The 26,765-nt window shown below is 70.2% G+C and carries 24 protein-coding genes; all 24 read left to right on the forward strand.

What is annotated here, in order from left to right:
- The first annotated feature begins 3 nt into the window (after nt 1–3).
- Nucleotides 4–1,095 carry an ArgS-related anticodon-binding protein NrtL gene (nrtL, locus tag RNL97_RS23070; RefSeq protein ID WP_030579755.1) on the forward strand — a complete coding sequence of 364 codons (1,092 nt, stop codon included), beginning with the start codon at nt 4–6 and terminating at the stop codon, nt 1,093–1,095.
- Nucleotides 1,096–1,127: 32 nt separating this feature from the next.
- A complete protein-coding gene (gene lysA, locus RNL97_RS23075; protein WP_030579758.1) occupies nt 1,128–2,519 on the forward strand; it encodes a diaminopimelate decarboxylase in 1,392 nt (463 codons plus the stop codon).
- Between the two features lie 188 nt (nt 2,520–2,707).
- Complete coding sequence (locus RNL97_RS23080; protein WP_030579761.1) at nt 2,708–3,997, forward strand: homoserine dehydrogenase; 1,290 nt, start codon at nt 2,708–2,710, stop codon at nt 3,995–3,997.
- Between the two features lie 7 nt (nt 3,998–4,004).
- Nucleotides 4,005–5,075 (forward strand): threonine synthase, encoded by a 1,071-nt coding sequence (gene thrC / locus RNL97_RS23085; RefSeq protein WP_030579764.1) that lies wholly within the window; start codon nt 4,005–4,007, stop codon nt 5,073–5,075.
- A 405-nt stretch (nt 5,076–5,480) separates the two neighbouring features.
- Nucleotides 5,481–6,398, forward strand: a complete 918-nt coding sequence (gene thrB / locus RNL97_RS23090) for a homoserine kinase (protein ID WP_030579767.1) — start codon at nt 5,481–5,483, stop codon at nt 6,396–6,398.
- Nucleotides 6,399–6,787: 389 nt separating this feature from the next.
- Nucleotides 6,788–8,824 carry a transcription termination factor Rho gene (gene rho / locus RNL97_RS23095; protein ID WP_030579769.1) on the forward strand — a complete coding sequence of 679 codons (2,037 nt, stop codon included), beginning with the start codon at nt 6,788–6,790 and terminating at the stop codon, nt 8,822–8,824.
- A 151-nt stretch (nt 8,825–8,975) separates the two neighbouring features.
- Entirely contained in the window at nt 8,976–10,697 is a 1,722-nt protein-coding gene (locus RNL97_RS23100; RefSeq protein WP_050499995.1) for a trypsin-like serine protease, read from the forward strand.
- Nucleotides 10,698–10,883: 186 nt separating this feature from the next.
- A complete protein-coding gene (locus RNL97_RS23105; RefSeq protein WP_030579780.1) occupies nt 10,884–11,987 on the forward strand; it encodes an LCP family protein in 1,104 nt (367 codons plus the stop codon).
- Nucleotides 11,988–12,152: 165 nt separating this feature from the next.
- A complete protein-coding gene (gene rpmE / locus RNL97_RS23110) occupies nt 12,153–12,377 on the forward strand; it encodes a 50S ribosomal protein L31 (RefSeq protein ID WP_003966263.1) in 225 nt (74 codons plus the stop codon).
- A gap of 156 nt (nt 12,378–12,533) precedes the next feature.
- Nucleotides 12,534–13,610 carry a peptide chain release factor 1 gene (gene prfA / locus RNL97_RS23115; protein ID WP_030579783.1) on the forward strand — a complete coding sequence of 359 codons (1,077 nt, stop codon included), beginning with the start codon at nt 12,534–12,536 and terminating at the stop codon, nt 13,608–13,610.
- A 40-nt stretch (nt 13,611–13,650) separates the two neighbouring features.
- Nucleotides 13,651–14,496, forward strand: coding sequence for a peptide chain release factor N(5)-glutamine methyltransferase (prmC, locus tag RNL97_RS23120; protein ID WP_030579786.1), 846 nt, complete (start codon nt 13,651–13,653; stop codon nt 14,494–14,496).
- Between the two features lie 52 nt (nt 14,497–14,548).
- Nucleotides 14,549–15,196 (forward strand): L-threonylcarbamoyladenylate synthase, encoded by a 648-nt coding sequence (locus tag RNL97_RS23125; protein ID WP_030579788.1) that lies wholly within the window; start codon nt 14,549–14,551, stop codon nt 15,194–15,196.
- Nucleotides 15,193–15,834, forward strand: coding sequence for an arsenate reductase/protein-tyrosine-phosphatase family protein (locus RNL97_RS23130; RefSeq protein ID WP_030579791.1), 642 nt, complete (start codon nt 15,193–15,195; stop codon nt 15,832–15,834). The genes RNL97_RS23125 and RNL97_RS23130 overlap by 4 nt, the downstream gene beginning before the upstream one ends.
- A 149-nt stretch (nt 15,835–15,983) precedes the next feature.
- Nucleotides 15,984–17,273: a serine hydroxymethyltransferase gene (locus RNL97_RS23135; protein WP_030579794.1), complete on the forward strand. Its 1,290-nt coding sequence runs from the start codon at nt 15,984–15,986 to the stop codon at nt 17,271–17,273.
- Nucleotides 17,274–17,357: 84 nt separating this feature from the next.
- Entirely contained in the window at nt 17,358–18,752 is a 1,395-nt protein-coding gene (locus RNL97_RS23140) for an MraY family glycosyltransferase (protein ID WP_243315161.1), read from the forward strand.
- A 268-nt stretch (nt 18,753–19,020) separates the two neighbouring features.
- Nucleotides 19,021–19,461: a hypothetical protein gene (locus RNL97_RS23145; RefSeq protein WP_030579799.1), complete on the forward strand. Its 441-nt coding sequence runs from the start codon at nt 19,021–19,023 to the stop codon at nt 19,459–19,461.
- A gap of 200 nt (nt 19,462–19,661) precedes the next feature.
- Nucleotides 19,662–20,495, forward strand: coding sequence for a F0F1 ATP synthase subunit A (gene atpB / locus RNL97_RS23150; RefSeq protein WP_030579802.1), 834 nt, complete (start codon nt 19,662–19,664; stop codon nt 20,493–20,495).
- Between the two features lie 87 nt (nt 20,496–20,582).
- A complete protein-coding gene (atpE, locus tag RNL97_RS23155; RefSeq protein ID WP_006127588.1) occupies nt 20,583–20,813 on the forward strand; it encodes an ATP synthase F0 subunit C in 231 nt (76 codons plus the stop codon).
- Nucleotides 20,814–20,854: 41 nt separating this feature from the next.
- On the forward strand, nt 20,855–21,391 hold the full coding sequence (locus RNL97_RS23160) for a F0F1 ATP synthase subunit B (RefSeq protein ID WP_006127589.1): 537 nt from the start codon (nt 20,855–20,857) through the stop codon (nt 21,389–21,391).
- Complete coding sequence (locus RNL97_RS23165; protein ID WP_313751142.1) at nt 21,388–22,203, forward strand: F0F1 ATP synthase subunit delta; 816 nt, start codon at nt 21,388–21,390, stop codon at nt 22,201–22,203. Before RNL97_RS23160 ends, RNL97_RS23165 begins: the two co-directional genes overlap by 4 nt.
- Nucleotides 22,204–22,331: 128 nt before the next feature.
- Complete coding sequence (gene atpA / locus RNL97_RS23170; RefSeq protein WP_006127591.1) at nt 22,332–23,903, forward strand: F0F1 ATP synthase subunit alpha; 1,572 nt, start codon at nt 22,332–22,334, stop codon at nt 23,901–23,903.
- A 3-nt stretch (nt 23,904–23,906) separates the two neighbouring features.
- Entirely contained in the window at nt 23,907–24,824 is a 918-nt protein-coding gene (locus RNL97_RS23175; protein WP_030579810.1) for a F0F1 ATP synthase subunit gamma, read from the forward strand.
- Nucleotides 24,824–26,266 (forward strand): F0F1 ATP synthase subunit beta, encoded by a 1,443-nt coding sequence (atpD, locus tag RNL97_RS23180; protein WP_313751143.1) that lies wholly within the window; start codon nt 24,824–24,826, stop codon nt 26,264–26,266. Before RNL97_RS23175 ends, atpD begins: the two co-directional genes overlap by 1 nt.
- 109 nt (nt 26,267–26,375) lie before the next feature.
- Entirely contained in the window at nt 26,376–26,750 is a 375-nt protein-coding gene (locus RNL97_RS23185; protein WP_030579816.1) for a F0F1 ATP synthase subunit epsilon, read from the forward strand.
- Nucleotides 26,751–26,765: the final 15 nt, after the last annotated feature.

A 26,765-nucleotide genomic window follows, 5' to 3' on the forward strand; every position in this document is an offset into this window, starting at 1 on the left:
CCCGTGACCCCCGCCGACCTCTCCCGGACCGTGCTGCACGCCGTGCGCCGCGCGGTCGACGAGGATGCGTTGCGCGCGCCCGTGCCCGCGCGCGTGCGGGTGGAGCGGACGCGGCCCGGCGGAAGCGGCGACTACGCCTGCGCCGTCGCCCTCCAGCTCGCCGGGCCCGCCGCGCTGCCCGCCCTGGAGGTCGCCCGGATCCTGCGTGAACGCGTCGCCGCCGAGCCCGGCGTCGGGCGGGTCGAGATCACCGGGCCGGGGTTCCTGAGCTTCACCCTCGACGCCCCGGCCGAGAGCGACCGGGCCGTGCTCGCGGCCGTACGGGAACGGGGCCTCGCTTACGGCCACGGGGACGCGCTCCGGGACGAGATCCACCAGTTCCACCACGCGCGGGAGGTCCGTGCCGCCGTGACCGCCCAGACCGTGCGCCGACTCCTCGTCGCCCAGGGCGCCCGGGCCCGGACCACCTGCGCACAGGCGCCCGACCCGGACTGGGTCCGCCTCGGCGTCACCGTCGACACGCACGGGACGCCCCCCGTACCGCTCACCGAGATCCGGCCCGTCCCCGCCGGGGCCACCGCGGGTGAACTGCTGGAGCGGCTCGGGCCCGACGCGGCCCGCTGGGGGCTCCTGCGGGCCGCCGGACACGACCGCGCCGCCCTCGGCCCCGAACTGCTCGTCCAGGGCGAGGCCAACCCGCTCTTCCGCGTCCGTTACGCCCACGCCAGGGCCCGCGCCCTCACCCGCGGGGCCGTCCTCCTCGGCTTCACCGCCGAGGCAGCCCCGTACGGCGAAAGCCCCCCCGGGCCCACCCCGTACGACAGCGCCGCCCGCCCCCTGCTCGGCCTCATCGCCGACCACCCCGGCGTCCTCCTCGCCGGGGCCCGTCACCGCGCGCCCGACCGGGTCGCCCGGCAGCTGGAAGCCGTCGCGCACGCGTTCTTCGACTTCCACGACTCCTGCCCGCCCCTGCCCGCCGGTGACGAGAAACCCTCGGCCGCCCACCGCGCCCGGCTGGCCCTCGCCGAAGCCGCCGGGACGGTGCTGGCAGGCGGCCTGTCCCTGCTCGGCATCCGCGCGCCCGAACATCTCTGACGAGATCAGAAGAGACCCGAGAGAGCATCACGATGAGCCGCTCCGCACACCCCGCAGGCCCCCGTCACGCCGACGTCCTCCCCGAGGGGCACTACTCCGCCCCCGCCGCCGACCTCAACGTCCTCGACGAGAAGGTCTGGTCGCGCACCGTCACCCGTGACGCGGACGGCGCCCTCACCGTCGGCGGCATCGCCGTCGCCCGGCTCGCCGAGGAGTTCGGCACCCCCGCCTACTTCCTCGACGAGAGCGACTTCCGGGCCCGCTGCCGTGCCTGGGCCGACGCCTTCGGGCCCGACGCCGACGTCTTCTACGCCGGCAAGGCATTCCTCTCCCGCGCCGTCGTGCGCTGGCTCAAGGAGGAAGGGCTCAATCTCGACGTGTGCTCCGGCGGGGAGCTGACCACCGCTCTCGACGCCGGTATGCCCGCAGAGCGCATCGCCTTCCACGGCAACAACAAGACCGTCGCCGAGATCGAGCGCGCCGTCGAGGCCGGCGTCGGGCGGATCGTGCTCGACTCCTTCCAGGAGATCGTCCGCGTCGCCCGCATCGCCCAGCGCCACGGGGTGCGCCAGCGCGTGCAGATCCGCGTCACCGTCGGCGTCGAGGCCCACACCCACGAGTTCATCGCCACCGCGCACGAGGACCAGAAGTTCGGCATCGCGCTCGCCGACGGGCAGGCCGCCGAGGCCGTTCGCCGCGCGCTCTCGCTCGACGGCCTCGAACTCGTCGGCGTCCACTCCCACATCGGCTCGCAGATCTTCGACATGGCCGGTTTCGAGGTATCCGCCCGGCGTGTGGTGCAGCTGCTCGCCGAGATCCGCGACGAGCACGGCGTCGAGCTCCCCGAGATCGACCTCGGCGGCGGCCTCGGCATCGCGTACACCTCCGACGACGACCCCCGCGAGCCGCACGAGATCGCCAAGGCGCTCAGCGCCATCGTCACCCGCGAGTGCGAGTCGGCGAAGCTGCGCACCCCCCGGATCTCCGTCGAGCCGGGCCGCGCCATCGTCGGCCCCACCGCGTTCACGCTGTACGAGGTCGGCACGATCAAGCCCCTGGAAGGGCTGCGGACGTACGTCAGCGTCGACGGCGGCATGTCGGACAACATCCGCACCGCGTTGTACGACGCCGAGTACAGCGTCGCGCTGGTCTCCCGCACCTCGGACGCCGAACCGATGCTCGTCCGGGTCGTCGGCAAGCACTGCGAGAGCGGCGACATCGTGGTCAAGGACGCCTTCCTCCCCGCCGACCTGGCCCCCGGCGACCTGATCGCCGTCCCCGCCACCGGCGCGTACTGCCGTTCCATGGCGAGCAACTACAACCACGCGCTGCGCCCGCCGGTCGTCGCGGTGCGCGACGGCGAGGCACGTGTGATCGTCCGGCGCGAGACGGAGGAAGATCTCCTGCGTCTCGATGTCGGCTGATGAAATAGTCATCTCAGGATCCGGACAGGGGTCAGAAACTCCCGTCCGGTGAGTGAGACTGGTCCCCAATGAGCATGGCTCTCCGGCGACGGGAGGGGCGGGAGAAGGAGCGGTGCTGGGTGCGTGCCCAGCACCGCGACGCCCCCCCGATCGCCGGAGGGTCCAGGTATGAGAAACGAGGTCGGATGATGCGTACGCGTCCGCTGAAGGTGGCGCTGCTGGGCTGTGGTGTGGTCGGCTCAGAGGTGGCGCGCATCATGACGACGCACGCCGACGACCTCGCGGCGCGCATCGGCGCGCCCGTCGAGCTCGCCGGTGTGGCCGTCCGCCGGCCCTCGAAGGTGCGTGAGGGCATCGACCCCGCACTGATCACCACCGACGCGACCGCGCTCGTGCGGCGCGGCGACATCGACGTCGTCGTCGAGGTCATCGGGGGCATCGAGCCCGCCCGTACGCTCATCACGACCGCGTTCGAGCACGGCGCCGGCGTCGTCTCCGCGAACAAGGCGCTGCTCGCCGAGGACGGCGCGGCCCTGCACGCCGCCGCCGAGAAGTACGGCCGCGACCTCTACTACGAGGCCGCCGTCGCCGGCGCCATCCCGCTGGTGCGGCCGCTGCGCGAGTCGCTCGCGGGCGACAAGGTCAACCGGGTGCTCGGCATCGTCAACGGCACGACCAACTTCATCCTCGACAAGATGGACACCAGCGGCGCCGGTTACTCCGAGGCGCTCGACGAGGCCACCGCCCTCGGGTACGCCGAGGCCGACCCGACCGCCGACGTCGAGGGCTTCGACGCCGCCGCGAAGGCCGCGATCCTCGCCGGGATCGCCTTCCACACCCGCGTGAAGATCGGCGACGTGCACCGCGAGGGCATCACCGAGGTCACCGCCGCCGACATCGCCTCCGCCCGCCGCATGGGTTGCACGGTCAAACTGCTGGCCATCTGCGAGCGCGCCGCCGACGGGGCCTCCGTCACCGCCCGCGTCCACCCCGCGATGATCCCGCTCAGCCACCCGCTGGCCTCCGTCCGCGAGGCGTACAACGCGGTGTTCGTCGAAGCCGAGGCCGCCGGACAGCTCATGTTCTACGGGCCCGGCGCAGGCGGCTCCCCGACCGCCTCCGCGGTCCTCGGCGACCTCGTCGCGGTCTGCCGCAACAAACTGGGCGAGGCCACCGGACCCGGTGAGTCCGCCTACACGCGTCTGCCGGTCAGCCCCATGGGCGAGGTCGTCACGCGCTACCACATCAGCCTCGACGTGGCCGACAAGCCGGGCGTGCTCGCCCAGGTCGCGACGGTCTTCGCCGAGCAGGGCGTATCGATCGATACGGTCCGCCAGCAGGGAAAGGACGGCGAGGCATCGCTCGTCGTCGTCACCCACCGCGCGCCCGACGCCGCCCTCTCCGGGACCGTCGAAGCGCTGCGCAAGCTCGACACCGTGCGCGGTGTCGCCAGCATCATGCGTGTTGAAGGGGAGTAAAGGACCCATGACCAGCAAGGGCACCCACCAGTGGCGCGGCATCATCGAGGAGTACCGGGACCGGCTTCCGGTCACGGCGACGACGCCGGTCGTCACGCTTCGTGAGGGCGGCACGCCGCTTGTACCGGCGCAGGTCCTCTCCGAGCGCACGGGCTGCGAGGTGCACCTCAAGGTCGAGGGCGCCAACCCCACCGGATCCTTCAAGGACCGCGGCATGACCATGGCCATCACCCGGGCCAAGGAGGAGGGGGCGAAGGCCGTCATCTGCGCCTCCACCGGCAACACCTCCGCCTCCGCCGCGGCGTACGCGGTGCGCGCGGGGATGGTCTGCGCCGTCCTCGTACCGCAGGGCAAGATCGCGCTCGGCAAGATGGGCCAGGCCCTCGTGCACGGCGCCAAGATCCTCCAGGTCGACGGAAACTTCGACGACTGCCTGACCCTGGCCCGCGCGCTCTCGGACAACTACCCGGTGGCGCTGGTCAATTCGGTCAACCCGGTCCGTATCGAGGGCCAGAAGACCGCCGCGTTCGAGATCGTCGACGCGCTCGGCGACGCCCCCGACATCCACGTCCTGCCGGTCGGCAACGCGGGCAACATCACCGCGTACTGGAAGGGGTACACCGAGTACGCCGGTGACGGCGTCTCCAGCCGGTCCCCGCGCATGTGGGGCTTCCAGGCCTCCGGTTCCGCGCCCATCGTGCGCGGCGAGGTCGTCAAGGACCCGTCCACCATCGCCACCGCGATCCGCATCGGGAACCCGGCCTCCTGGAACTACGCGCTCGCCGCGCGGGACGAGTCGGGCGGCTTCATCGACGAGGTGACGGACCGGCAGATCCTGTCCGCGTACCGGCTGTTGGCCTCCCAGGAGGGCGTCTTCGTGGAGCCCGCGTCGGCCGCGTCCGTCGCGGGTCTGCTCAAGGCCGCCGAGGAGGGCAGGGTCGACCCCGGGCAGAGGATCGTCTGCACGGTCACCGGCAACGGCCTCAAGGACCCGGACTGGGCCGTCGCGGGCGCCCCGCAGCCGGTCACGGTCCCGGTCGACGCGGCCACCGCCGCCGAGAGGCTCGGCCTCGTCTGAGCCGGCGCCGGACGGGCCGCTGCAGCCGCCGCGGCCCAGGGTCCGCCGGCCCCGGCGGCGCCACCCCGCCGCCCGTGGCGATGCCATCCGGCCAACCGTGACAACCCAGCTCAACCGCCCTCTTTCCGGGGCGGAGAGCGCATAGGAGGTGGGCGACACGCATCGTGCGCCTCCTGTGCGCCCTATGTCGCGACAGAACCTTCCTTCGATAAGCTGTACCCCATCCGCCCGACACCCGCCCGACGGTCCGCTGCGGTACGGCAGCCGTCGTGGGCGAACGCGAGGCGGGCCACCGGATCCCCTGTACACCCCGGTGCGCACTGTGTCCCGCCCCCGTCCCCCGCAGACCCCGCCGCAGATCCACCGCACTGCATCCCCGCCGCCTTACAAGGAGTGGTCCGACCGATGGCCGGTCCCGCGTTCCGAGCCGCCGCCGTCCGGGTGCGCGTCCCCGCCACCAGCGCCAACCTGGGGCCGGGGTTCGACGCCCTCGGTCTCTCGCTGGGGCTGTACGACGACGTCGTCGTCCGGGTCGCCGACTCCGGACTGCACATCGACATCGCAGGTGAGGGCAGCGAGAGCCTGCCCCGCGACGAGAGCCACCTGCTCGTGCGCTCCCTGCGCACCGCGTTCGACCTGCTCGGCGGCCAGCCCCGCGGGCTGGAGATCGTCTGTGCCAACCGCATCCCGCACGGCCGCGGCCTCGGCTCCTCCTCCGCCGCCATCTGCGCCGGAATCGTCGCCGCCCGCGCCGTGACGTCCGGCGGCGACGCACGCCTCGACGACGCGGCCCTGCTGGAGCTGGCGACCGAGATCGAGGGGCACCCCGACAACGTCGCGGCCTGCCTGCTCGGCGGATTCACCCTCGCCTGGATGGACGGCGGCTCGGCCCGGGCGATCCGGATGGACCCCGCCGACTCCGTGGTGCCCGTCGTCTTCGTGCCCGGACGCCCGGTGCTCACCGAGACGGCGCGCGGTCTGCTCCCGCGCACCGTCCCGCACGTCGACGCGGCCCTCAACGCCGGCCGGGCGGCGCTGCTCGTCGAAGCCCTGACCCGCCGCCCCGAGCTGCTGCTCGCCGCCACCGAGGACCGGATCCACCAGGAATACCGGGGCCCGGCCATGCCGGAGAGCGTGGAGCTGGTGCACCGCCTGCGCGCCGACGGCGTGCCCGCGGTCATCTCCGGCGCCGGACCCACGGTCCTCGCGCTGACGGAGGAGGGTTCGGCCGACAAGGTCGCCCGACTGGCGGGGGAGGGCTGGGCGGCGAATCGGCTGGCCCTCGACGCGACAGGCGCGAGTGTGCTGCCGCTGGCCGCATAACCGCATGTGATTACCGGTGAGCGAGAGGGGGAATGTTTGTTGGAGCCGGTAGTGTTAACCTCAAGTCTGCAACCGACGTCTTTGAGGCGCGTTGCTTCGTGTCCCCCTCCGGGACCACCATTCTTCCGGGAGCCTCCCCAACTGCCTGAGCAGCCTGCCTGAGCAGTTTCGAGCACGCTCCGGAACCGGCACGACACCCCTCGCTCGTCCAGGAGTGGGCCGAGCAGGGGGATCTCGCGCCGGACCCCGCACGTTCATCTCTCCGCCGTACCCGGCGGACCACCGCCCCGGCAAGGTCCGCGATCCAGCAAGATCAACAGACCGCAGTCGGACAGCACAACCGGTCGCCGAGCCAGAAGGCCGACGTCCGCTCCAGGGAAGGACCCTTCGTGAGCGACACCACCGATCTGATGGGCGTGACTGCCGACAAGAACGTCGACAGCGCCGCGCCCGCCGAAGGTGCTGCCACTGGCACCACCGCACGGCGCCGCCGCTCCGGCACCGGCCTCGAGGGCATGGTCCTGGCCGAGCTGCAGCAGGTCGCGTCCGGCCTCGGCATCAGGGGCACCGCGCGCATGCGCAAGAGCCAGCTGATCGAGGTCATCAAGGAGGCGCAGGCGGGTGGCGGATCCGCCGCCCCCAAGGCCTCCTCCAAGGCCGCAGAGGCCCCCGCCGAGGCGGAGAGCAAGCCCAAGCGCCGCGCGACCTCGAAGGCGCGCACCGGGGACGAGGGCGCCGCTGCCGCCGCCGAGAAGAGCACGGCCGCCCAGCAGCAGATCGACATCCCCGGCCAGCCGGCCAGCGACGACCAGCCCGCGGGCGAGCGCCGTCGCCGCCGTGCCACCGCGCAGGCGGGCAGCCCTGACACCAAGACCGAGGCGAAGACCGAGGTCAAGGCCAAGGCGGAGCCCCAGGCCGAGCAGAAGACCGAGGAGCGGGCCGAGCCCAAGGGCGACGCCCGGGCCGAGAACGCCACCGACACGGCCGAGGGCCGTCGTGGTGACCGCCAGGGCCGTGACCGCGGTGACCGCGAGGGCCGCCGTGAGCGTCAGCGCGACCGCCGCGGCAAGGGCGACGACCAGGGCCAGCAGGGCGGCGGCGGGCAGCGCCCGCAGCGCCAGGGCCAGGGCCAGGGGCAGGGTCAGCAGAACCGTGACAACGGTCCGCAGGACGACTTCGACGACGAGGCGGGCGGCCGGCGCGGCCGTCGTGGCCGCTACCGCGACCGCCGCGGCCGCCGTGGGCGCGACGACTTCGCCGGCGACGTGCAGGTGGCCGAGGACGACGTCCTGATCCCCGTCGCGGGCATCCTGGACATCCTCGACAACTACGCGTTCATCCGGACCTCCGGCTACCTGCCGGGCCCGAACGACGTGTACGTCTCGCTCGCCCAGGTCCGCAAGAACGGCCTGCGCAAGGGCGACCACGTCACCGGCGCGGTGCGCCAGCCCAAGGACGGCGAGCGGCGCGAGAAGTTCAACGCGCTGGTCCGCCTCGACTCGGTCAACGGCATGGCGCCGGAGTCCGGCCGGGGCCGCCCCGAGTTCCAGAAGCTGACCCCGCTCTACCCGCAGGACCGGCTCCGTCTGGAGACCGACTCCAACATCCTGACGACGCGGATCATCGACCTGGTGGCCCCGATCGGCAAGGGCCAGCGCGGGCTCATCGTCGCCCCGCCGAAGACCGGCAAGACGATGATCCTCCAGGCCATCGCCAACGCGATCACGGTCAACAGCCCCGAGTGCCACCTGATGGTCGTCCTGGTCGACGAGCGTCCGGAAGAGGTCACCGACATGCAGCGGTCGGTGAAGGGCGAGGTCATCTCCTCGACCTTCGACCGTCCCGCCGAGGACCACACCACCGTCGCCGAGCTGGCCATCGAGCGCGCCAAGCGTCTCGTCGAGCTGGGTCACGACGTGGTCGTCCTGCTGGACTCGATCACCCGCCTGGGCCGCGCGTACAACCTCGCGGCGCCGGCCTCCGGCCGCATCCTCTCCGGTGGTGTCGACTCGACCGCGCTGTACCCCCCGAAGCGTTTCTTCGGCGCCGCGCGCAACATCGAGGACGGCGGCTCGCTGACCATCCTGGCCACCGCGCTCGTCGAGACCGGCTCGCGCATGGACGAGGTGATCTTCGAGGAGTTCAAGGGCACCGGCAACATGGAGCTCAAGCTCGACCGGAAGCTCTCGGACAAGCGCATCTTCCCGGCGGTGGACGTCGACGCGTCCTCCACCCGTAAGGAGGAGATCCTGCTCGGCACCGACGAGCTGGCGGTCGTCTGGAAGCTGCGCCGGGTGCTGCACGCGCTCGACCAGCAGCAGGCGATCGAGCTCCTCCTGGACCGGATGAAGAAGACCCAGTCCAACGCGGAGTTCCTGCTCCAGATCCAGAAGACGACGCCCGGCAGCGGAAACGGCAACGACTGACGCAGCCCTCGGCGGTTTTCCCAACCGCCCCTTGAATCCGCCCCGTTACTTCGGTGACGGGGCGGATTTCTGCATGTAATATCAATTCGCCGTCACTCTCCCCCCACTTACGGCACCTCCACTTGATGCCCCTGGATAACGGGAGACTTGCGTGCGCATATCGCGCCATGCCGGATCAGTACGAATCATCGGCCGCCTGGCGGCCGTCGGTGCCGCGACGTTGGCACTGCTGGGCGGCGGCCTGACCGTCGGGGCCCAGGCCGCGGAGAACGGTGAACGCTTCCTGCCGCCGAAGGGCGTCGAGGTGGTGAGCCCGCAGAAGCTCTCGCCGAAGATCATCGGCGGCAGCAACACCGCCTTCAAGGACGCGCCTTGGATGGTGCAGCTGCTTTTCGAGTACGACAACGACGGGCTGTTCTACTTCACCTGCGGTGGCACTCTCGTCGCCCCCAACAAGGTGATGACGGCCGCCCACTGCGTCACCGACGAGAATGGCAACGCCCTCGATATGGTCAACCGGGGCATGGTGCTCGCGGGAACGGCCAAACTGGCGGGCGGAGCCACGGACGAAGGGACCGCTGTAGGCATATCCCGCTCCTATTTCGCGGGTTCGTACAACGCGGCCGAGATCGACAACGACATCGCGCTCCTGACGCTCTCCAAGCCCTTGAACTACACCCCGGCGCAGCCCGCTTCGTACGGCGACACCGCCCGGTACGTCGCGGGGACGAAGGCCACCACCTACGGCTGGGGCATGACCGGATCGGACTGGGACTTCTCGCCCCTGTCGGACACCCTGCTGCGGCTGGAGCAGCCGCTGCGCTCGGACGCCGAGTGCTCCGAGAACCTCGACGGCGCCATCGGCGTCCCGGGCGCCTACAAGGCCGGCCACATGATCTGCGCGGGCATCGGCGGCACCGGCAACGACTCCACCGGGAAGGCCACCTGCCCCGGTGACTCCGGCGGCCCGATGTTCGTCTCCGGACGCATCATCGGCATCACCTCCTGGGGCCCCGCCAACAGCGTCGAGGCGTGCAACCTGAGCGGCACGTACGACGCGTACACGAAGGTGTCGACCTACTACCGGTCGATCCAGCCCCGTATCGACGACACCAGCTTCAGCGGTGACCACCGGGCCGACGTGTTCGCCCGTTCCACCGGCTCCACCGCGTACACCTTCCCCTCCTCCGGTGAGAAGCTCGCGGCGCGCAAGGTGCTCGCCGGGTCCTACAGCGCGTACAACCTGTTCATCCAGACGGACCTCGACCGGGACGGCTACCAGGACCTGATCGCCCGGCAGGCCTCGACCGGGGACGTCTACTGGCTGCACCGCTCGGCGAGCAGCTCGACCTATGCCAAGACGAAGATCTTCAGCAACTGGAAGACGGTCCGGGCGATCGTCGCCCCGGGCGATGTGAACAACGACGGCAAGGGCGACATCCTGGCCGTCACGTCCACGGGCGACCTCATGACGTACCCGAGCTACGGCAACGGCAAGTTCAACACGCCGGTGAAGTCGGCGACCGGCTACCAGGCCTACAACCAGGTGCGCGGACACGGCGACCTCACCTATGACGGCAAGAACGACCTGCTGGTCCGCCGCGGCGGGACGAACGACCTCTACCTGGTCAAGGGCACCGGCAAGTCCACGGCCCCCTTCGAGGAACCGGTCAAGGTCCGCAGCAACTGGTCGACGTACAACCTCCTGATCACGCCGGGCGATGTGAACGGCGACGCCAAGTCCGACCTCGTGGCCCGCTCCACCGCCGGCGACCTGTACCTCCTCAAGGGCACCGGTAAGGCCGACTCGGAGATCTTCGCCACACAGATCAAGCTCGGCAGCGGCTGGAACAGCTACTACACCGTCGGCTGAACCCCCAGGTGAACGCCGCCTCACGGCTCGTACGCCCATGAGACCCGTGGCCCCCGTCCTCCGACGGGGGCCACGGGCACGTATGCAACCCTTCTTGGTGCTTCGGCCGTCCTCAAGGACAGCCGACCGCGCGTGGAACACCACGGCAGGGGGCAGACGGGCAAACAGGAGTGACGAGGGAGACGCGTGAGCGAGCAGAGCAGGGGCACGGGCCGCATACGCGGCACCGGCAGCCGACGGAGGAAGCCGAGCCGCCGGCACCGTGCCAAGGTCGTCGCGGCCTGGACGGTGGCAGGGGTCGTGGTCGTCGGCGGGGCGGGTGTCGGCTACGCGTACATGGCCCTCGACGGCAACCTCTCCAGCATCGACATCGACGCCAAGCTGGGCACCGACCGCCCCGACGACGTGGACGACGGCTCGCAGGACATCCTGGTGCTGGGCTCCGACTCGCGCTCCGGCGACAACGGCAAGTACGGCCAGGACGAGGGCGCGGCCCGCTCGGACACGGCGATGGTCGTCCACGTCGACAAGGGCCACAAGTCAGCGAGCGTCGTCTCGATACCGCGCGACACCCTGATCGAGCGCCCCGCCTGCGAGAGCGACACCACCGGCGACCGGGTCCCCGCCGAGCACCGGGCGATGTTCAACACCGCCTACGAGGTCGGCGGGCCCGCCTGCGCGGTCAAGACCGTCGAGTCGATGTCCGGCATCCGCATGGACCACTACCTGGAAGTCGACTTCACCGGCTTCAAGAAGCTCATCGACGAGCTCGGCGGCGTCGAGATCACCACGAAGACCGCGATCGACGACCCCAAGAGCCACCTCGACCTGGAGCCCGGCACCCACACCCTGAACGGCGAGGAGTCCCTCGGGCTCGTCCGTACCCGCAAGAGCGTCGGCGACGGCAGCGACCTGGGACGCATCCAGCTCCAGCAGGCGTTCATCAAGGCGCTCATGGAGCAGACGAAGAGCGTCGGGGTGTTCTCCAGCCCCAAGAAGCTCTACGGTCTCGCGGACGCCGCCACCAAGGCCGTCACCACCGACTCCGGACTCGGCTCCGTCAAGAAGCTCACCGGATTCGCGGGCGGCCTCAAGGGGCTCGGCGCCGACAACGTCCACATGGTGACCCTGCCCGTGGAGTACGACCCCGCCGACCCGAACCGCGTCCTGCCGCAGGAGAAGGCCGGCCGGCAGGTCTGGGCCGCGCTCCGGAACGACCGGCCGATCCCCGCCTCCGCCACCGAGAAGTCGGCCGGCGACAAGGGCGAGGCCGCGAAGGTCGTCGAGTAGTCCACCGGTCACCCCCGGTGCCCGGCCGGGGGCCGGGAATACCAGCGCTCCGCCCCCGGTTTTGGGAGATACGGCCGGTCCTGGCAGACTGGTACGTCGGCCCCGGTTCACGGCCCCGCAAATCCGCGCGGACGACCCGGCGCCCTCCCGAAACTAGGAGACACCTTGAAGCGCGACATCCACCCCGAGTACGTCGAGACGCAGGTCAGCTGCACCTGCGGTGCGTCGTTCACCACCCGGAGCACCATCGACAACGGCACCATCCGTGCCGACGTCTGCTCCGAGTGCCACCCGTTCTACACGGGCAAGCAGAAGATCCTCGACACCGGCGGCCGTGTGGCCCGCTTCGAGGCCCGCTTCGGCAAGGCTGCCGGCTCCGCCAGCAAGTAGCGAGCCACTGCGCCGGTTCCTGGCGCCCTCTTCCCGGGGGCGTCGGAACCGGCGTTTTTTCCGGTCGGGTGTCCGGGGGAGACCTGCCGGACGCCCCACCGGGCAGTCACGCCCTCCAGCAGGCCCGCAGATTTCAGACCCACCAGGAGCCCCCGCATGTTCGAGGCGGTCGAGGAACTGATCGGCGAACACGCCGATCTCGAGAAGAAGCTCGCCGACCCGTCGGTCCACACCGACCAGGCCAACGCGCGCAAGCTGAACAAGCGCTACGCGGAGCTGACCCCGATCGTCTCCACGTACCGGACGTGGAAGCAGACCGGCGACGACATCGGGACCGCCCGCGAGTTCGCCGCGGACGACCCCGACTTCGCCGCCGAGGTCAAGGAGCTGGAGAAGCAGCGCGAGGAGATCACGGAGAAGCTCCGCCTCCTCCTCGTCCCGCGCGACCCCAGCGACGACAAGGACGTCCTCCTGGAGATCAAGGCGGGCGCCGGCGGTGACGAGTCCGCCCTGTTCGCCGGCGACCTGCTGCGCATGTACCTGCGCTACGCCGAGCGCGTCGGCTGGAAGACCGAGATCATCGACTCCACCGAGTCCGAACTCGGCGGCTACAAGGACGTCCAGGTCGCGGTCAAGACCAAGGGCGGCAACGGCGCCACCGAGCCCGGCCAGGGCGTCTGGGCCCGGATGAAGTACGAGGGCGGCGTGCACCGTGTGCAGCGCGTGCCCTCCACCGAGTCCCAGGGCCGCATCCACACCTCAGCCGCGGGCGTGCTCGTCACCCCCGAGGCCGAGGAGGTCGACGTCGAGATCCACGCCAACGACCTGCGCATCGACGTCTACCGCTCCTCCGGCCCCGGCGGCCAGTCCGTCAACACGACCGACTCCGCCGTCCGCATCACGCACCTGCCGACCGGTGTCGTCGCCTCCTGCCAGAACGAGAAGAGCCAGCTCCAGAACAAGGAGCAGGCCATGCGCATCCTGCGGTCCCGGCTGCTCGCCGCAGCCCAGGAGGCCGCCGAGCAGGAAGCCTCCGACGTCCGCCGCAGCCAGGTCCGTACCGTCGACCGCTCCGAGAAGATCCGGACGTACAACTTCCCGGAAAACCGCATCTCGGACCACCGCGTGGGCTTCAAGGCGTACAACTTGGACCAGGTGCTCGACGGCGAGCTCGACGCGGTCATCCAGGCGTGCGTCGACGCCGACTCCGCCGCCAAGCTCGCCAACGCGTAAGCGACCCGCCCGCCCCGCACACCCCGTACGGAGAACCGCGATGAACCTGCTGCTCGCCGAGGTGGCCCAGGCCACCCAGCGGCTGGCCGACGCCGGTGTCCCCTCACCGCGTTTCGACGCCGAGGAACTCGCGGCCTTCGTCCACGGGGTGAAGCGGGGCGCGCTCCACACGGTCCCCGACAGCGACTTCGACGCCCGCTACTGGGAGGCCATCGCCCGCCGCGAGGCCCGCGAACCCCTCCAGCACATCACCGGCCGCGCCTTCTTCCGCTACCTGGAGCTCCAGGTAGGACCCGGCGTCTTCGTGCCCCGCCCGGAGACCGAGTCGGTCGTCGGCTGGGCCATAGACGCCGTCCGCGCGATGGACGTCGTCGAACCCGTCGTCGTCGACCTGTGCACCGGATCGGGCGCCATCGCGCTCGCCATGGCCCAGGAGGTCCCCCGCTCCCGCGTCCACGCCGTGGAGCTCTCCGAGGACGCCCTCAGGTGGACGCGGAAGAACGCCGAGGGGTCCAGGGTCACCGTCCACAAGGGAGACGCCCTGAGCGCCCTTCCCGAGCTCGACGGCCAGGTCGACCTGGTGATCTCCAACCCGCCGTACATCCCGCTCACCGAATGGGAGTACGTCGCCCCCGAGGCCCGCGACCACGACCCGGAGATGGCCCTGTTCTCCGGCGAGGACGGCCTCGACACCATCCGAGGCATCGAACGCACCGCCCACCGCCTGCTGCGCCCCGGCGGCCTCGTCGTCATCGAGCACGCCGACACCCAGGGCGGCCAGGTCCCCTGGATCTTCACCGAGGAGCGGGGCTGGGCCGACGCGGCCGACCACCCCGACCTCAACAAGCGCCCCCGGTTCGCCACCGCCCGCAAGGCCATGCCGTGACCGGCCCCCGGCACCACCACCCGTACCCGCACCTGTCCGAGGAGGCCGGCTGATGGCTCGGCGATACGACTGCAACGACGCCACCGACCGGACCACCGGGCTGCGCGAGGCCGCATCGGCCGTCCGCCGGGGCGAACTGGTCGTGCTGCCCACCGACACCGTCTACGGGATCGGTGCGGACGCCTTCACCGCGGAGGCCGTCGCGGACCTGCTGGACGCCAAGGGCCGTGGCCGCAACATGCCCACCCCCGTCCTCATCGGCTCCCCGAACACCCTGCACGGCCTGGTCACCGACTTCTCCGAGGAGGCCTGGGAGCTCGTCGACGCCTTCTGGCCCGGCGCCCTCACCCTCGTCGCCCGGCACCAGCCCTCCCTCCAGTGGGACCTCGGCGACACCCGGGGCACCGTCGCGATCCGGATGCCGCTGCACCCGGTCGCCATCGAGCTGCTCACCGAGGTCGGCCCGATGGCGGTCTCCAGCGCCAACCTCACCGGACACCCCTCGCCCGAGGACTGCGACGCCGCCCAGGGCATGCTCGGCGACTCCGTCTCCGTCTACCTCGACGGCGGCCCGACGCCCGGCATCGTGCCGTCCTCCATCGTCGACGTCACCGGCGCCACCCCGGTCCTGCTGCGCGCCGGCGCCCTCTCCGCGGAGGAGCTGCGCAAGGTGGTCCCCGACCTTGAGGTGGCCAATTGACCGCCCCCGAGGGGCGTGGCATAGCGGGGCGGACCGACACCTTCCGCATCCTCCACGTCAGCACCGGCAACGTCTGCCGCTCGCCCATCACCGAGCGGCTGACCCGCCATGCCCTGGTGGACCGCCTCGGCGACCCGCTCAGCGGCGGCCTGATCGTGGAGAGCGCCGGCACCTGGGGCCATGAGGGCGCCCCCATGGAGGCCAACGCCGAGGTCGTCCTCGCCGACTTCGGCGCGGACGCCAGCGGTTTCGTCGGCCGCGAACTGCTCGACGAGCACGTCATCCGTGCCGACCTGGTCCTCACCGCCACCCGCGACCACCGCGCCCAGGTCATCTCCATGGGCCACTCCGCGGGCCTGCGCACCTTCACGCTCAAGGAGTTCACCCGGCTGGTCCGGGCGATAGACCCGGCCACCCTGCCCGACCCGCGCGACGAGGGCGTCGTCGAGCGCGCCCGCGCCCTGGTGCGCGCCGCCGCAGCGCTGCGCGGCTGGCTGCTGGCCCCGACCGCCGAGGCGGACGAGGTCTACGACCCCTACGGCGCGCCCATCACCTTCTTCCGCTCCATCGGCGACGAGATCAACCAGGCCCTCGACCCGGTCGTCACCGCGCTCACCGGCGTACCCGCCCCGCACTGACCGGCTCTCCCGCGCCGTGCGGTACGCCGGTGCGCCGACCGGCGTACGGCACCCTCCGACAGCGGGCACGCCGCCCCGCCCCGGCGTACGTTGGAGCTGACACCGGCACCCCTCGCCGGCGCACCCACCTCCAGGCCCGGAGCCGTCCCATGCCGGTCACCTCTCCCGCCGCACCCGCGGCCGCGCCGCCCGCGCCCCACCGCCCCGACGCCCTGCCCCAGGACTTCGGCACGCTGCTGAGCCAGGACCCGGAGATCGCCGGGATCCTGCTCGCGGAGCGGGACCGGCAGGCGGGCGCCCTCCAGCTGATCGCCGCCGAGAACTTCACCTCGCCCGCGGTCCTGGCCGCCCTCGGCTCCCCGCTCGCCAACAAGTACGCCGAGGGGTACCCGGGCGCCCGCCACCACGGCGGCTGCGAGCAGGCGGACGCCGCCGAACGCATCGCCGTACGCCGGGCCACCGCTCTTTTCGGCGCCGAACACGCCAACGTCCAGCCGCACTCCGGCTCCTCCGCCGTCCTCGCCGCCTACGCGGCGCTGCTGCGCCCCGGTGACACGGTCCTCGCGATGGGACTCCCGTCCGGGGGGCATCTCACCCACGGGGCGCCGGGCAACTTCTCCGGCCGCTGGTTCGACTTCGTCGGCTACGGGGTCGACCCGGGCACCGGGCTCATCGACCACACCCGGCTCCGCGCCCTGGCCCGCGCCCGCCGCCCGAAGGCCATCGTCTGCGGCTCCATCTCCTATCCCCGCCACCCCGACTACGCGCTGTTCCGGGAGATCGCCGACGAGGTCGGGGCGTATCTGATCGTGGACGCCGCCCACCCGATGGGGCTGATCGCCGGGGGAGCGGCGCCGAACCCGGTCCCGTACGCCGATGTGGTCTGCGCCACCACGCACAAGGTGCTGCGCGGACCGCGCGGCGGCATGATCCTGTGCGGCGCCGAGCTGGCGGAGCGGATCGACCGGGCGGTGTTCCCGTTCACCCAGGGCGGGGCGCAGATGCACACGGTGGCGGCGAAGGCGGTCGCGTTCGGAGAGGCGGCCACCCCCGCGTACACGCTCTACGCCCACCAGGTCGTCGCCCACGCCCGGGTCCTCGCCGCCGGTCTGGAGGCGGAGGGCTTCGAGGTGACGACGGGCGGCACGGACACCCACATCGTCGTCGCGGACCCGGCCCCGCTCGGTGTCGACGGCCGAACCGCCCGTGAGCGCCTGGCGGCGGCCGGTATGGTCCTCGACACGTGCGCCCTGCCGCACGGGGAGGCCCGGGGCATCCGGCTCGGCACCGCCGCCGTCACCACGCAGGGCATGGACGACGGGGACATGGCCCGCATCGCGGCCCTGTTCGGAGCGGCCGTGCGGGAGCCGGGCGATGTGAGCCCGATCGCGGCGGAGGCCCGGGCGCTGGCGGAGCGGAATCCTCCCTACCCGGGGTAGGCGAGGCGCATGGAACCATCACCCGTACCGTTGAGTCCTTGTATCAGAGACTAGGGTGTGGGGCTGAGATGGCCGGCGAAACCTGTGGGGCAGCCCGTGCGTGATTACCTGCTGACGCTCTGTGTCACGGCAGCGGTGACCTATCTGCTGACCGGACCGGTGCGTAAGTTCGCCATCGCGATCGGGGCGATGCCCGCGATCCGTGCGCGCGACGTCCACCGGGAGCCGACACCCCGGCTCGGTGGCATCGCCATGTTCGGCGGGCTGTGTGCGGGGCTGATCGTCGCCGACCACCTGTTCAATCTGCAGGGTGTCTTCGAACTCTCCAACGAGCCACGGGCGTTGCTCTCCGGAGCCGCCCTGATCTGGCTGATCGGCGTACTCGACGACAAGTTCGAGATCGACGCCCTGATCAAGCTCGGAGGTCAGATGATCGCCGCCGCCGTCATGGTCATCCAGGGGCTCACGATCCTGTGGCTGCCGATCCCGGGCGTGGGCACGGTCGCCCTCACCCAGTGGCAGGGCACGCTGCTCACGGTGGCGCTGGTCGTCATCACGATCAACGCGGTCAACTTCGTCGACGGCCTGGACGGGCTCGCGGCGGGCATGGTGTGCATCGCCTCGGCGGCGTTCTTCCTGTACGCCTACCGGCTCTGGATGGGTTACGGGATCGAGGCGGCGGCCCCCGCGACGCTCTTCGCGGCGATCCTGATGGGCATGTGCCTCGGTTTCCTGCCGCACAACATGCATCCGGCGCGGATCTTCATGGGCGACTCGGGCTCGATGCTGATCGGCCTGGTGCTGGCGGCGGGCGCGATCTCGATCACGGGCCAGGTCGACCCGGACAACATGCAGATCTTCTTCGAGGGCAGTGAGCGCGGGGCCACCCACGCGATGTTCCCGGTCTTCATCCCGCTGCTCCTCCCGCTGACGATCATCGCGATCCCGGCCGCCGACCTGATCCTGGCCATCGTCCGGCGTACCTGGAACGGGCAGTCGCCGTTCGCCGCCGACCGGGGCCACCTCCACCACCGGCTGCTGGAGATCGGGCACTCGCACAGCAGGGCCGTGCTGATCATGTACTTCTGGTCCGCCCTGATCGCCTTCGGCACGGTCAGCTACTCGGTGCACTCGGCCTCCATGTGGATCGTGTTCGTGATCGTGGGGGCGAGCGCGGTCGGTCTGATCCTGTTGCTGATGCCGCGGTTCACCCCGCGTACCCCGCACTGGGCCAACCGCTTCGTGCCGCCGCGTTACCGCCACGGTGCCACCGACCAGGCCGCCTCCTCGCCCTCCTGCGGCGAGGAGCCGACACCCGTCGCCTCCGGGGCCCAACAGGGCGCGGGGGGCGCTCAGATGGGCGAGGAAGCCGCCGACCGGGCCCCTGTGGCGGTCGGGGTGGCCGGCGTCAACGGCGCTACCGCGATCGGCGCTCGTTCGCGGTTCCCCGATCGCCGTTCCCTCGACTCCTCTCGTTGACGCATACGGAAGTCGCGGTGCATTAGCAGACATTGCGACGGCTCGTCGTGCACACACGCGCGGGTTAACTCTCATGTGTGACAGTTGGCACACTTTCCAGGTAAAGACCTCATCAAATAGTTTGTGATACCGTTCACGAGACCCGGTGACGGAGCCGAAGGACCCTAGTGAGACGGTCCCTTGGCCTGGTAATCCGCCTCGCGGACCGGGCCTACGCTCGTCCATGACGACGCCCCATTCCTCCTCTCAGACCAGTGGAGCTGCCGCCATGCAGTCCGACATGCGCGAAGTACTGCGCATCGCCACCCCCACCGCCGCGGTGGGAGCCATCGCCACGCTCGTCGGCGGGCTCGTCGTCGGCGGCAAGGGGGCGATCGGCGCCGTCGTGGGCTGCGTGGTGGTCATCCTCTTCATGGCTCTCGGACAGCTGGCGCTGCAGTGGGTCGCCAAGTCGATGCCGCACCTCTTCCAGGGCATGGGACTGCTGGTCTACTCGGTCCAGCTCGTGCTCCTGCTCGGCCTCATCATGGCCATCAGGAACACCTCCCTCTTCGACCTCCAGGTCTTCGCCCTCACGCTCGTCGTCTCGGTGATCACATGGATCGTCACGCAGACCGTGCTGCACGCCAGGAGCAAGACCCTGTACGTCGATCCCGACGGGGAGAGCCGGAACACCCCGGGCGGAACCGAGGGGAAGCATGACCAGTAGGGCCGGGATAAAGCCCTGTTCGACATGCTGCTATCGTCCGGTCTCGGTTGCGGTACTGCGGGCGCGGACAACACGGCTGTCGCCTGATACATCGCGAGGCTTCGGGCCCGGCCGCCGCCTCCTCACCGTAAGAACCAGTCCGGTGCCGACCTGCGGCTACCAGCCGCTCCGATACAACGAGGTAGCCGTATCCATGCGCCATGCAGAAGGAGCTCCTGGTGACTGCTGACGCCCAGACGCTCGCCTTCGAGGTTGACTGCCACCTGTTCCAGGGCTCGTGCGGATTCCCAGCCCCGAGCGCGTGGTCGTTCATCTTCGACCCGATCTTCGCCATCGGGCCGGTCGAGTTCAACAAGCCGATGCTGCTCGCGATCATCGGGACCTTTGCGATCCTGGCTCTGTTCTGGGCCGGCTTCTCCAAGCCCAAGGTCATCCCGGGCAAGCTCCAGATGATCGCCGAGACGCTCTACGACTTCGTGCACCGGGGCATCGCCAAGGAGATCATCGGCAAGAAGGGCGAGCCCTTCGTCCCGCTGCTGGTGTCCCTGTTCTTCTTCGTCTGGATGCTGAACCTCTGGGCGATCATCCCGATCGCACAGTTCCCGGTGAGCTCGCTCATCGCGTACCCGGTCGGACTGGCTCTGCTCGTCTGGGCCGTCTACATGACGGTGACCTTCCGGAGCAACGGCTTCGTCGGCGGTATCCGCAACCTGTGCGTACCCAGCGGCCTGCCCAAGCCGATCTACGTGATCCTGACGCCGATCGAGTTCGTCTCGAACATCTTCGTGCGCCCCTTCACGCTGGCGGTCCGACTCTTCGCGAACATGTTCGCCGGCCACATCCTGATCCTGGTCTTCACGATCGCGACCTGGTACATGCTCGGCACCGTGCTCGGCACCGTCTACGCCACCGCGTCGTTCGCCGTGACCCTGGCCCTGACCGTCTTCGAGATGTTCATCCAGGCGCTTCAGGCCTACGTGTTCACCGTGCTGACCGCCACGTACTTGTCCCAGGCGCTCGAAGAAGCGCACTGAGGACACCCGGGCCACCACCCGGACACCCCCTAGACGTCCGGTGGACGCAATCTCCACCGGCCAATCAAGAGAAGGAATCACAGATCAATGTCTGAGACTCTCGCAGCCGTTGTGGGCAACGTCGGCACCATCGGTTACGGCCTCGCGGCGATCGGCCCCGGCGTCGGTATCGGCATCATCTTCGGTAACGGTGTGCAGGCCATCGCCCGCCAGCCCGAGGCGGCCGGCCTGATCCGCCAGAACATGCTGCTCGGCTTCGCGGTCATCGAGGCCCTGGCCCTGATCGGCTTCGTCGCCCCCTTCATCTACCCGAAGTAGTCCTGGCGACCTGACGATACGTTTTCGACGAAAGGTCCACCATGTTGCACTTGGCAGCCGAGGAGCCGCAGTCACCGCTGCTGCCGGTCTGGCCCGAGATCGTCATCGGTCTGATCTGCTTCAGCATTGTCTTCTTCGTCTTCTACAAGAAGCTCCTCCCGGCCATCAACAAGGCCCTGGACGAGCGTCGCGAGGCGATCGAAGGTGGCATCGAGAAGGCCGAAGCGGCTCAGACCGAGGCGCAGAGCGTTCTTGAGCAGTACAAGGCCCAGCTCGCCGAGGCCCGCCACGAGGCCGCGCGTCTGCGCCAGGAGGCGCAGGAGCAGGGCGCCGTCATCATCCAGGAGATGAAGGCGGAGGGTCAGCGCCAGCGCGAGGAGATCATCGCCGCCGGCCACACCCAGATCGAGGCAGACCGCAAGGCCGCCGCCTCGGCGCTGCGTCAGGACGTGGGCAAGCTCGCCACCGACCTGGCCGGCAAGCTCGTCGGCGAGTCCCTCCAGGACCACGCCCGGCAGAGCGGCACCGTCGACCGGTTCCTCGACGAGCTCGAGGCGAAGGCCGAGGCGGCCCGATGAACGGCGCGAGCCGCGAAGCACTGGCTGCCGCACGCGAGCGTCTCGACGCGCTGACCGACAACACGTCGGTCGACGCGGCGAAGCTCGCCGGCGAGCTGGCCTCGGTCACCTCGCTGCTCGACCGCGAAGTATCCCTGCGCCGGGTTCTCACCGACCCGGCCCAGAGCGGCGAGAGCAAGGCCGAGCTGGCCACGCGGCTGCTCAGCGGACAGGTCGGCGGCGAGACCGTCGACCTGGTCTCCGGACTCGTCCGGTCCCGCTGGTCGTACTCCCGTGACCTGGTGGACTCGGTCGAGGAGCTGGCGAACACCGCCGACCTCACCGCGGCCCAGCGCGGCGGCAGCCTCGACGACGTCGAGGACGAGCTGTTCCGGTTCGGCCGGATCGTCGGCTCCGCCACGGAGCTGCGTTCCGCGCTGACCAGCCGCACGGCCACGGCCACGGCCAAGGGCGAGCTGCTGCGCAGCCTGCTCGGCGGCAAGGCGCAGCCGGTCACCGAGCGGATCATCGTCCGCCTCGTGACCCACCCGCGTGGACGTAGCCTGGAGGCAGGGCTGGACTCGCTGTCCAAGCTCGCCGCGGAGCGCCGGAACCGCATGGTCGCCGTCGTCACCTCGGCGGTGCCGCTCAGCGACCGGCAGAAGCAGCGCCTCGGCGCCGCTCTGGCGAAGCTGTACGGCCGCGAGATGCACCTGAACCTGGACGTGGACCCCTCGGTCCTCGGCGGGGTCTCGGTGCGCGTCGGTGACGAGATCATCAACGGCACCGTCGCGGAGCGCCTCGACGAGGCGACCCGTCGCATGGCCGGCTGAGACAGAGCAAGAACAAGCAAGACCAGCGGCCCGGTTGGGCCGTGCAGAAATTGCAGAAGATTCCTGGGGGTCGGCCCCCAGACCCCCTTAAGAAACTTCGGGCCCAACAAGGAGAGCAGGGAACCCAGATGGCGGAGCTCACGATCCGGCCGGAGGAGATCCGGGACGCACTGGATAACTTTGTCCAGTCGTACCAGCCGGACGCGGCCTCGCGCGAGGAGGTCGGTACGGTCAGCGTTGCCGGCGACGGCATCGCGAAGGTGGAGGGTCTGCCCTCCGCCATGGCGAACGAGCTGCTGAAGTTCGAGGACGGCACCCTCGGTCTCGCCCTCAACCTCGAGGAGCGCGAGATCGGTGCGATCGTCCTCGGCGAGTTCAGCGGAATCGAGGAGGGCCAGCCGGTGCAGCGCACCGGTGAGGTGCTCTCCGTCGGCGTCGGCGAGGGCTACCTCGGCCGCGTCGTCGACCCGCTCGGCAACCCGATCGACGGTCTCGGCGAGATCGAGACCGACAGCCGCCGCGCCCTCGAGCTGCAGGCCCCTGGCGTCATGGTCCGCAAGTCGGTGCACGAGCCGATGCAGACCGGCTACAAGGCCGTCGACGCCATGGTGCCGATCGGCCGCGGCCAGCGTCAGCTGATCATCGGCGACCGTCAGACGGGTAAGACCGCGCTGGCTGTCGACACGATCATCAACCAGCGCGACAACTGGCGCTCGGGCGACGTGAACAAGCAGGTCCGCTGCATCTACGTCGCCATCGGTCAGAAGGGTTCCACCATCGCCTCCGTGCGTGGTGCGCTCGAAGAGGCCGGTGCGCTGGAGTACACGACCATCGTCGCCGCCCCGGCGTCCGACCCGGCCGGCTTCAAGTACCTGGCGCCGTACACCGGTTCGGCCATCGGCCAGCACTGGATGTACCAGGGCAAGCACGTCCTGATCATCTTCGACGACCTCTCGAAGCAGGCCGACGCCTACCGCGCCGTGTCCCTGCTGCTGCGCCGCCCGCCGGGCCGCGAGGCCTACCCGGGTGACGTCTTCTACCTGCACTCCCGTCTGCTGGAGCGCTGCGCCAAGCTCTCCGACGAGATGGGCGCCGGTTCGATGACGGGCCTCCCGATCGTCGAGACCAAGGCGAACGACGTGTCGGCGTTCATCCCGACCAACGTCATCTCCATCACCGACGGCCAGTGCTTCCTGGAGTCCGACCTGTTCAACGCGGGTCAGCGTCCGGCGCTCAACGTCGGTATCTCGGTCTCCCGTGTCGGTGGCTCCGCCCAGCACAAGGCCATGAAGCAGGTCTCCGGCCGGCTTCGCGTGGACCTCGCCCAGTACCGCGAGCTGGAGGCGTTCGCCGCCTTCGGTTCCGACCTGGACGCGGCCTCGAAGGCCTCGCTGGAGCGCGGTAAGCGCATGGTCGAGCTGCTGAAGCAGCCGCAGTACGCCCCGTTCCCGATGGAGGAGCAGGTCGTCTCGGTCTGGGCCGGCACCACGGGCAAGATGGACGACGTCCCGGTCGAGGACATCCGCCGCTTCGAGAGCGAGCTGCTGGAGTTCCTGCGCCGCGAGCGCAAGGACCTCCTGACCAGCATCGCCGAGGGCGGCAAGATGTCCGACGACACGCTGCAGTCGATCGCCGACGCGATCGCCGCCTTCAAGCAGCAGTTCGAGACCTCGGACGGCAAGCTCCTGGGCGAGGGCTGATCGATGGGCGCTCAGCTTCGCGTTTACAAGCGCCGCATCCAAGCCGTCACCGCGACCAAGAAGATCACCAAGGCGATGGAGATGATCGCCGCCTCGCGCATCGTCAAGGCGCAGCGCAAGGTGGCGGCATCGCAGCCGTACGCGACCGAGCTCACCCGCGCGGTGACCGCGGTGGCGACCGGCTCCGACGCCAACCACCCGCTCACCACCGAGGTCGAGACCCCGACCCGGGCCGCGGTCCTGCTCATCACGAGCGACCGCGGTCTGGCCGGCGGGTACTCCTCCAACGCCATCAAGGCCGCGGAGCGACTGCGGGAGCGCCTTGCCTCCGAGGGCAAGGAGGTCGACACGTACATCGTCGGCCGCAAGGGTGTCGCGTACTACGGCTTCCGCGAGCGCAAGGTCGAGGACTCCTGGACCGGCTTCACCGACAACCCGGCGTACAGCGATGCCAAGCGCGTCGCCGCCCCGTTGATCGCGGCCATCCAGAAGGACACGGCCGAGGGCGGCGTCGACGAGCTGCACATCGTCTTCACGGAATTCGTGTCGATGATGACGCAGAACGCGGTCGACGCCCGGATGCTGCCGCTTTCGCTCGACGATGTGGCCGGGGAGAGCACCCGCAAGGGTGAGATCCTTCCGCTCTTCGAGTTCGAGCCGTCGGCCGAGGACGTCCTCGACGCCCTTCTGCCGCGCTACGTCGAGAGCCGTATCTACAACGCACTGCTGCAGGCGGCCGCTTCCGAGCACGCCGCCCGCCGCCGCGCGATGAAGTCGGCCACCGACAACGCCGGGGACCTCATCAAGAGCCTGTCCCGGCTTGCCAACGCGGCCCGCCAGGCCGAAATCACCCAGGAAATCAGCGAGATCGTCGGCGGTGCCAGTGCTCTGGCCGACGCGACCGCGGGGAGTGACAAGTAATGACGACCACTGTTGAGACGGCCGCTGCCACGGGCCGCGTCGCCCGGGTCATCGGCCCGGTCGTCGACGTGGAGTTCCCCGTCGACGCGATGCCGGAGATCTACAACGCCCTCCACGTCGAGGTCGCCGACCCGGCCGAGGACGGCGCCCGCAAGACGCTGACCCTGGAAGTCGCCCAGCACCTGGGCGACGGCGTGGTCCGCGCGATCTCGATGCAGCCCACCGACGGTCTGGTCCGCCAGGCCCCGGTGACCGACACGGGCATGGGCATCACCGTCCCCGTCGGTGACGTGACCAAGGGCAAGGTCTTCAACACCCTCGGTCAGATCCTGAACGACCCCGAGGCCGAGTCGCAGATCACCGAGCGCTGGCCGATCCACCGCAAGGCCCCGGCCTTCGACCAGCTCGAGTCGAAGACCGAGATGTTCGAGACCGGCCTGAAGGTCGTCGACCTCCTCACCCCGTACGTCAAGGGTGGAAAGATCGGTCTCTTCGGTGGTGCGGGCGTCGGCAAGACGGTCCTCATCCAGGAAATGATCATGCGTGTGGCGAAGCTGCACGACGGTGTGTCGGTGTTCGCCGGTGTCGGTGAGCGCACCCGTGAGGGCAACGACCTCATCGACGAGATGACCGACTCGGGCGTCCTGGACAAGACCGCGCTCGTCTTCGGCCAGATGGACGAGCCGCCGGGGACGCGTCTGCGCGTGGCCCTGTCCGCCCTGACCATGGCGGAGTACTTCCGCGATGTGCAGAAGCAGGACGTGCTGCTCTTCATCGACAACATCTTCCGCTTCACGCAGGCCGGCTCCGAGGTCTCCACGCTGCTCGGCCGCATGCCGTCCGCGGTGGGTTACCAGCCGACCCTGGCCGACGAGATGGGTGTGCTCCAGGAGCGCATCACCTCGACGCGTGGTCACTCGATCACCTCGATGCAGGCGATCTACGTCCCCGCGGACGACCTGACCGACCCGGCCCCGGCCACCACGTTCGCCCACCTCGACGCGACGACGGTTCTCTCCCGTCCGATCTCCGAGAAGGGCATCTACCCGGCCGTGGACCCGCTGGACTCGACGTCCCGCATCCTGGACCCGCGCTACATCTCCCAGGACCACTACAACGCGGCCAGCCGCGTCAAGGGGATCCTGCAGAAGTACAAGGACCTCCAGGACATCATCGCGATCCTCGGTATCGACGAGCTGGGCGAGGAGGACAAGCTCGTTGTCCACCGTGCCCGTCGCGTCGAGCGCTTCCTGTCGCAGAACACCCACGCCGCCAAGCAGTTCACCGGCCTGGACGGTTCGGACGTCCCGCTCGACGAGTCGATCGCCGCGTTCAACGCGATCTGCGACGGGGACTACGACCACTTCCCCGAGCAGGCGTTCTTCATGTGCGGTGGCCTGGACGACCTCAAGGCCAAGGCCAAGGAGCTCGGCGTCTCCTGAGCCTCCGGCTCACCGAGGGGGGTGGGTGTGTCCCGCCCCCCTCACCACGCCCCGTAGAATTGACCCAACACCCGGCCGGGCGGCCGGGTGGTGACCCGAGGAGCCACCCTTGGCTGCTGAGCTGCATGTCGAGCTGGTCGCCGCGGACCGAAGTGTCTGGTCCGGCGAGGCCACCCTGGTCGTCGCGCGTACCACGTCCGGCGACATCGGCGTCATGCCCGGTCACCAGCCGCTTCTCGGTGTGCTGGAATCGGGCCCGGTGACGATCCGCACGAGCGAGGGCGGCACCGTCGTCGCCGCCGTGCACGGTGGATTCATCTCGTTCGCGGACGACAAGCTGTCGCTGCTGGCCGAGATCGCCGAGCTGGCCGACGAGATCGATGTCGAGCGCGCCGAGCGGGCGCTGGAGCTCGCGAAGTCGGACGCGGACGCCGCCGCCCAGCGGCGCGCCGATGTCCGACTGCGCGCGGTGGCGGTGCGCTAGCACCCCCGCTGACAG

The sequence above is a fragment of the Streptomyces parvus genome, from assembly GCF_032121415.1.
Lineage (GTDB): Bacteria > Actinomycetota > Actinomycetes > Streptomycetales > Streptomycetaceae > Streptomyces > Streptomyces globisporus_A.

Coding starts and splice junctions, on each gene's coding strand:
- atpE (WP_006127588.1), top strand. CDS start 20,583: ATGTCTGAGACTCTCGCAGCCGTTGTGGGCAACGTCGGCACCATCGGT.
- thrB (WP_030579767.1), top strand. CDS start 5,481: ATGGCCGGTCCCGCGTTCCGAGCCGCCGCCGTCCGGGTGCGCGTCCCC.
- RNL97_RS23080 (WP_030579761.1), top strand. CDS start 2,708: ATGCGTACGCGTCCGCTGAAGGTGGCGCTGCTGGGCTGTGGTGTGGTC.
- RNL97_RS23145 (WP_030579799.1), top strand. CDS start 19,021: ATGCAGTCCGACATGCGCGAAGTACTGCGCATCGCCACCCCCACCGCC.
- RNL97_RS23135 (WP_030579794.1), top strand. CDS start 15,984: ATGCCGGTCACCTCTCCCGCCGCACCCGCGGCCGCGCCGCCCGCGCCC.
- prmC (WP_030579786.1), top strand. CDS start 13,651: ATGAACCTGCTGCTCGCCGAGGTGGCCCAGGCCACCCAGCGGCTGGCC.
- atpA (WP_006127591.1), top strand. CDS start 22,332: ATGGCGGAGCTCACGATCCGGCCGGAGGAGATCCGGGACGCACTGGAT.
- RNL97_RS23125 (WP_030579788.1), top strand. CDS start 14,549: ATGGCTCGGCGATACGACTGCAACGACGCCACCGACCGGACCACCGGG.
- thrC (WP_030579764.1), top strand. CDS start 4,005: ATGACCAGCAAGGGCACCCACCAGTGGCGCGGCATCATCGAGGAGTAC.
- RNL97_RS23175 (WP_030579810.1), top strand. CDS start 23,907: ATGGGCGCTCAGCTTCGCGTTTACAAGCGCCGCATCCAAGCCGTCACC.
- prfA (WP_030579783.1), top strand. CDS start 12,534: ATGTTCGAGGCGGTCGAGGAACTGATCGGCGAACACGCCGATCTCGAG.
- RNL97_RS23165 (WP_313751142.1), top strand. CDS start 21,388: ATGAACGGCGCGAGCCGCGAAGCACTGGCTGCCGCACGCGAGCGTCTC.
- lysA (WP_030579758.1), top strand. CDS start 1,128: ATGAGCCGCTCCGCACACCCCGCAGGCCCCCGTCACGCCGACGTCCTC.
- atpB (WP_030579802.1), top strand. CDS start 19,662: ATGCAGAAGGAGCTCCTGGTGACTGCTGACGCCCAGACGCTCGCCTTC.
- RNL97_RS23160 (WP_006127589.1), top strand. CDS start 20,855: ATGTTGCACTTGGCAGCCGAGGAGCCGCAGTCACCGCTGCTGCCGGTC.
- atpD (WP_313751143.1), top strand. CDS start 24,824: ATGACGACCACTGTTGAGACGGCCGCTGCCACGGGCCGCGTCGCCCGG.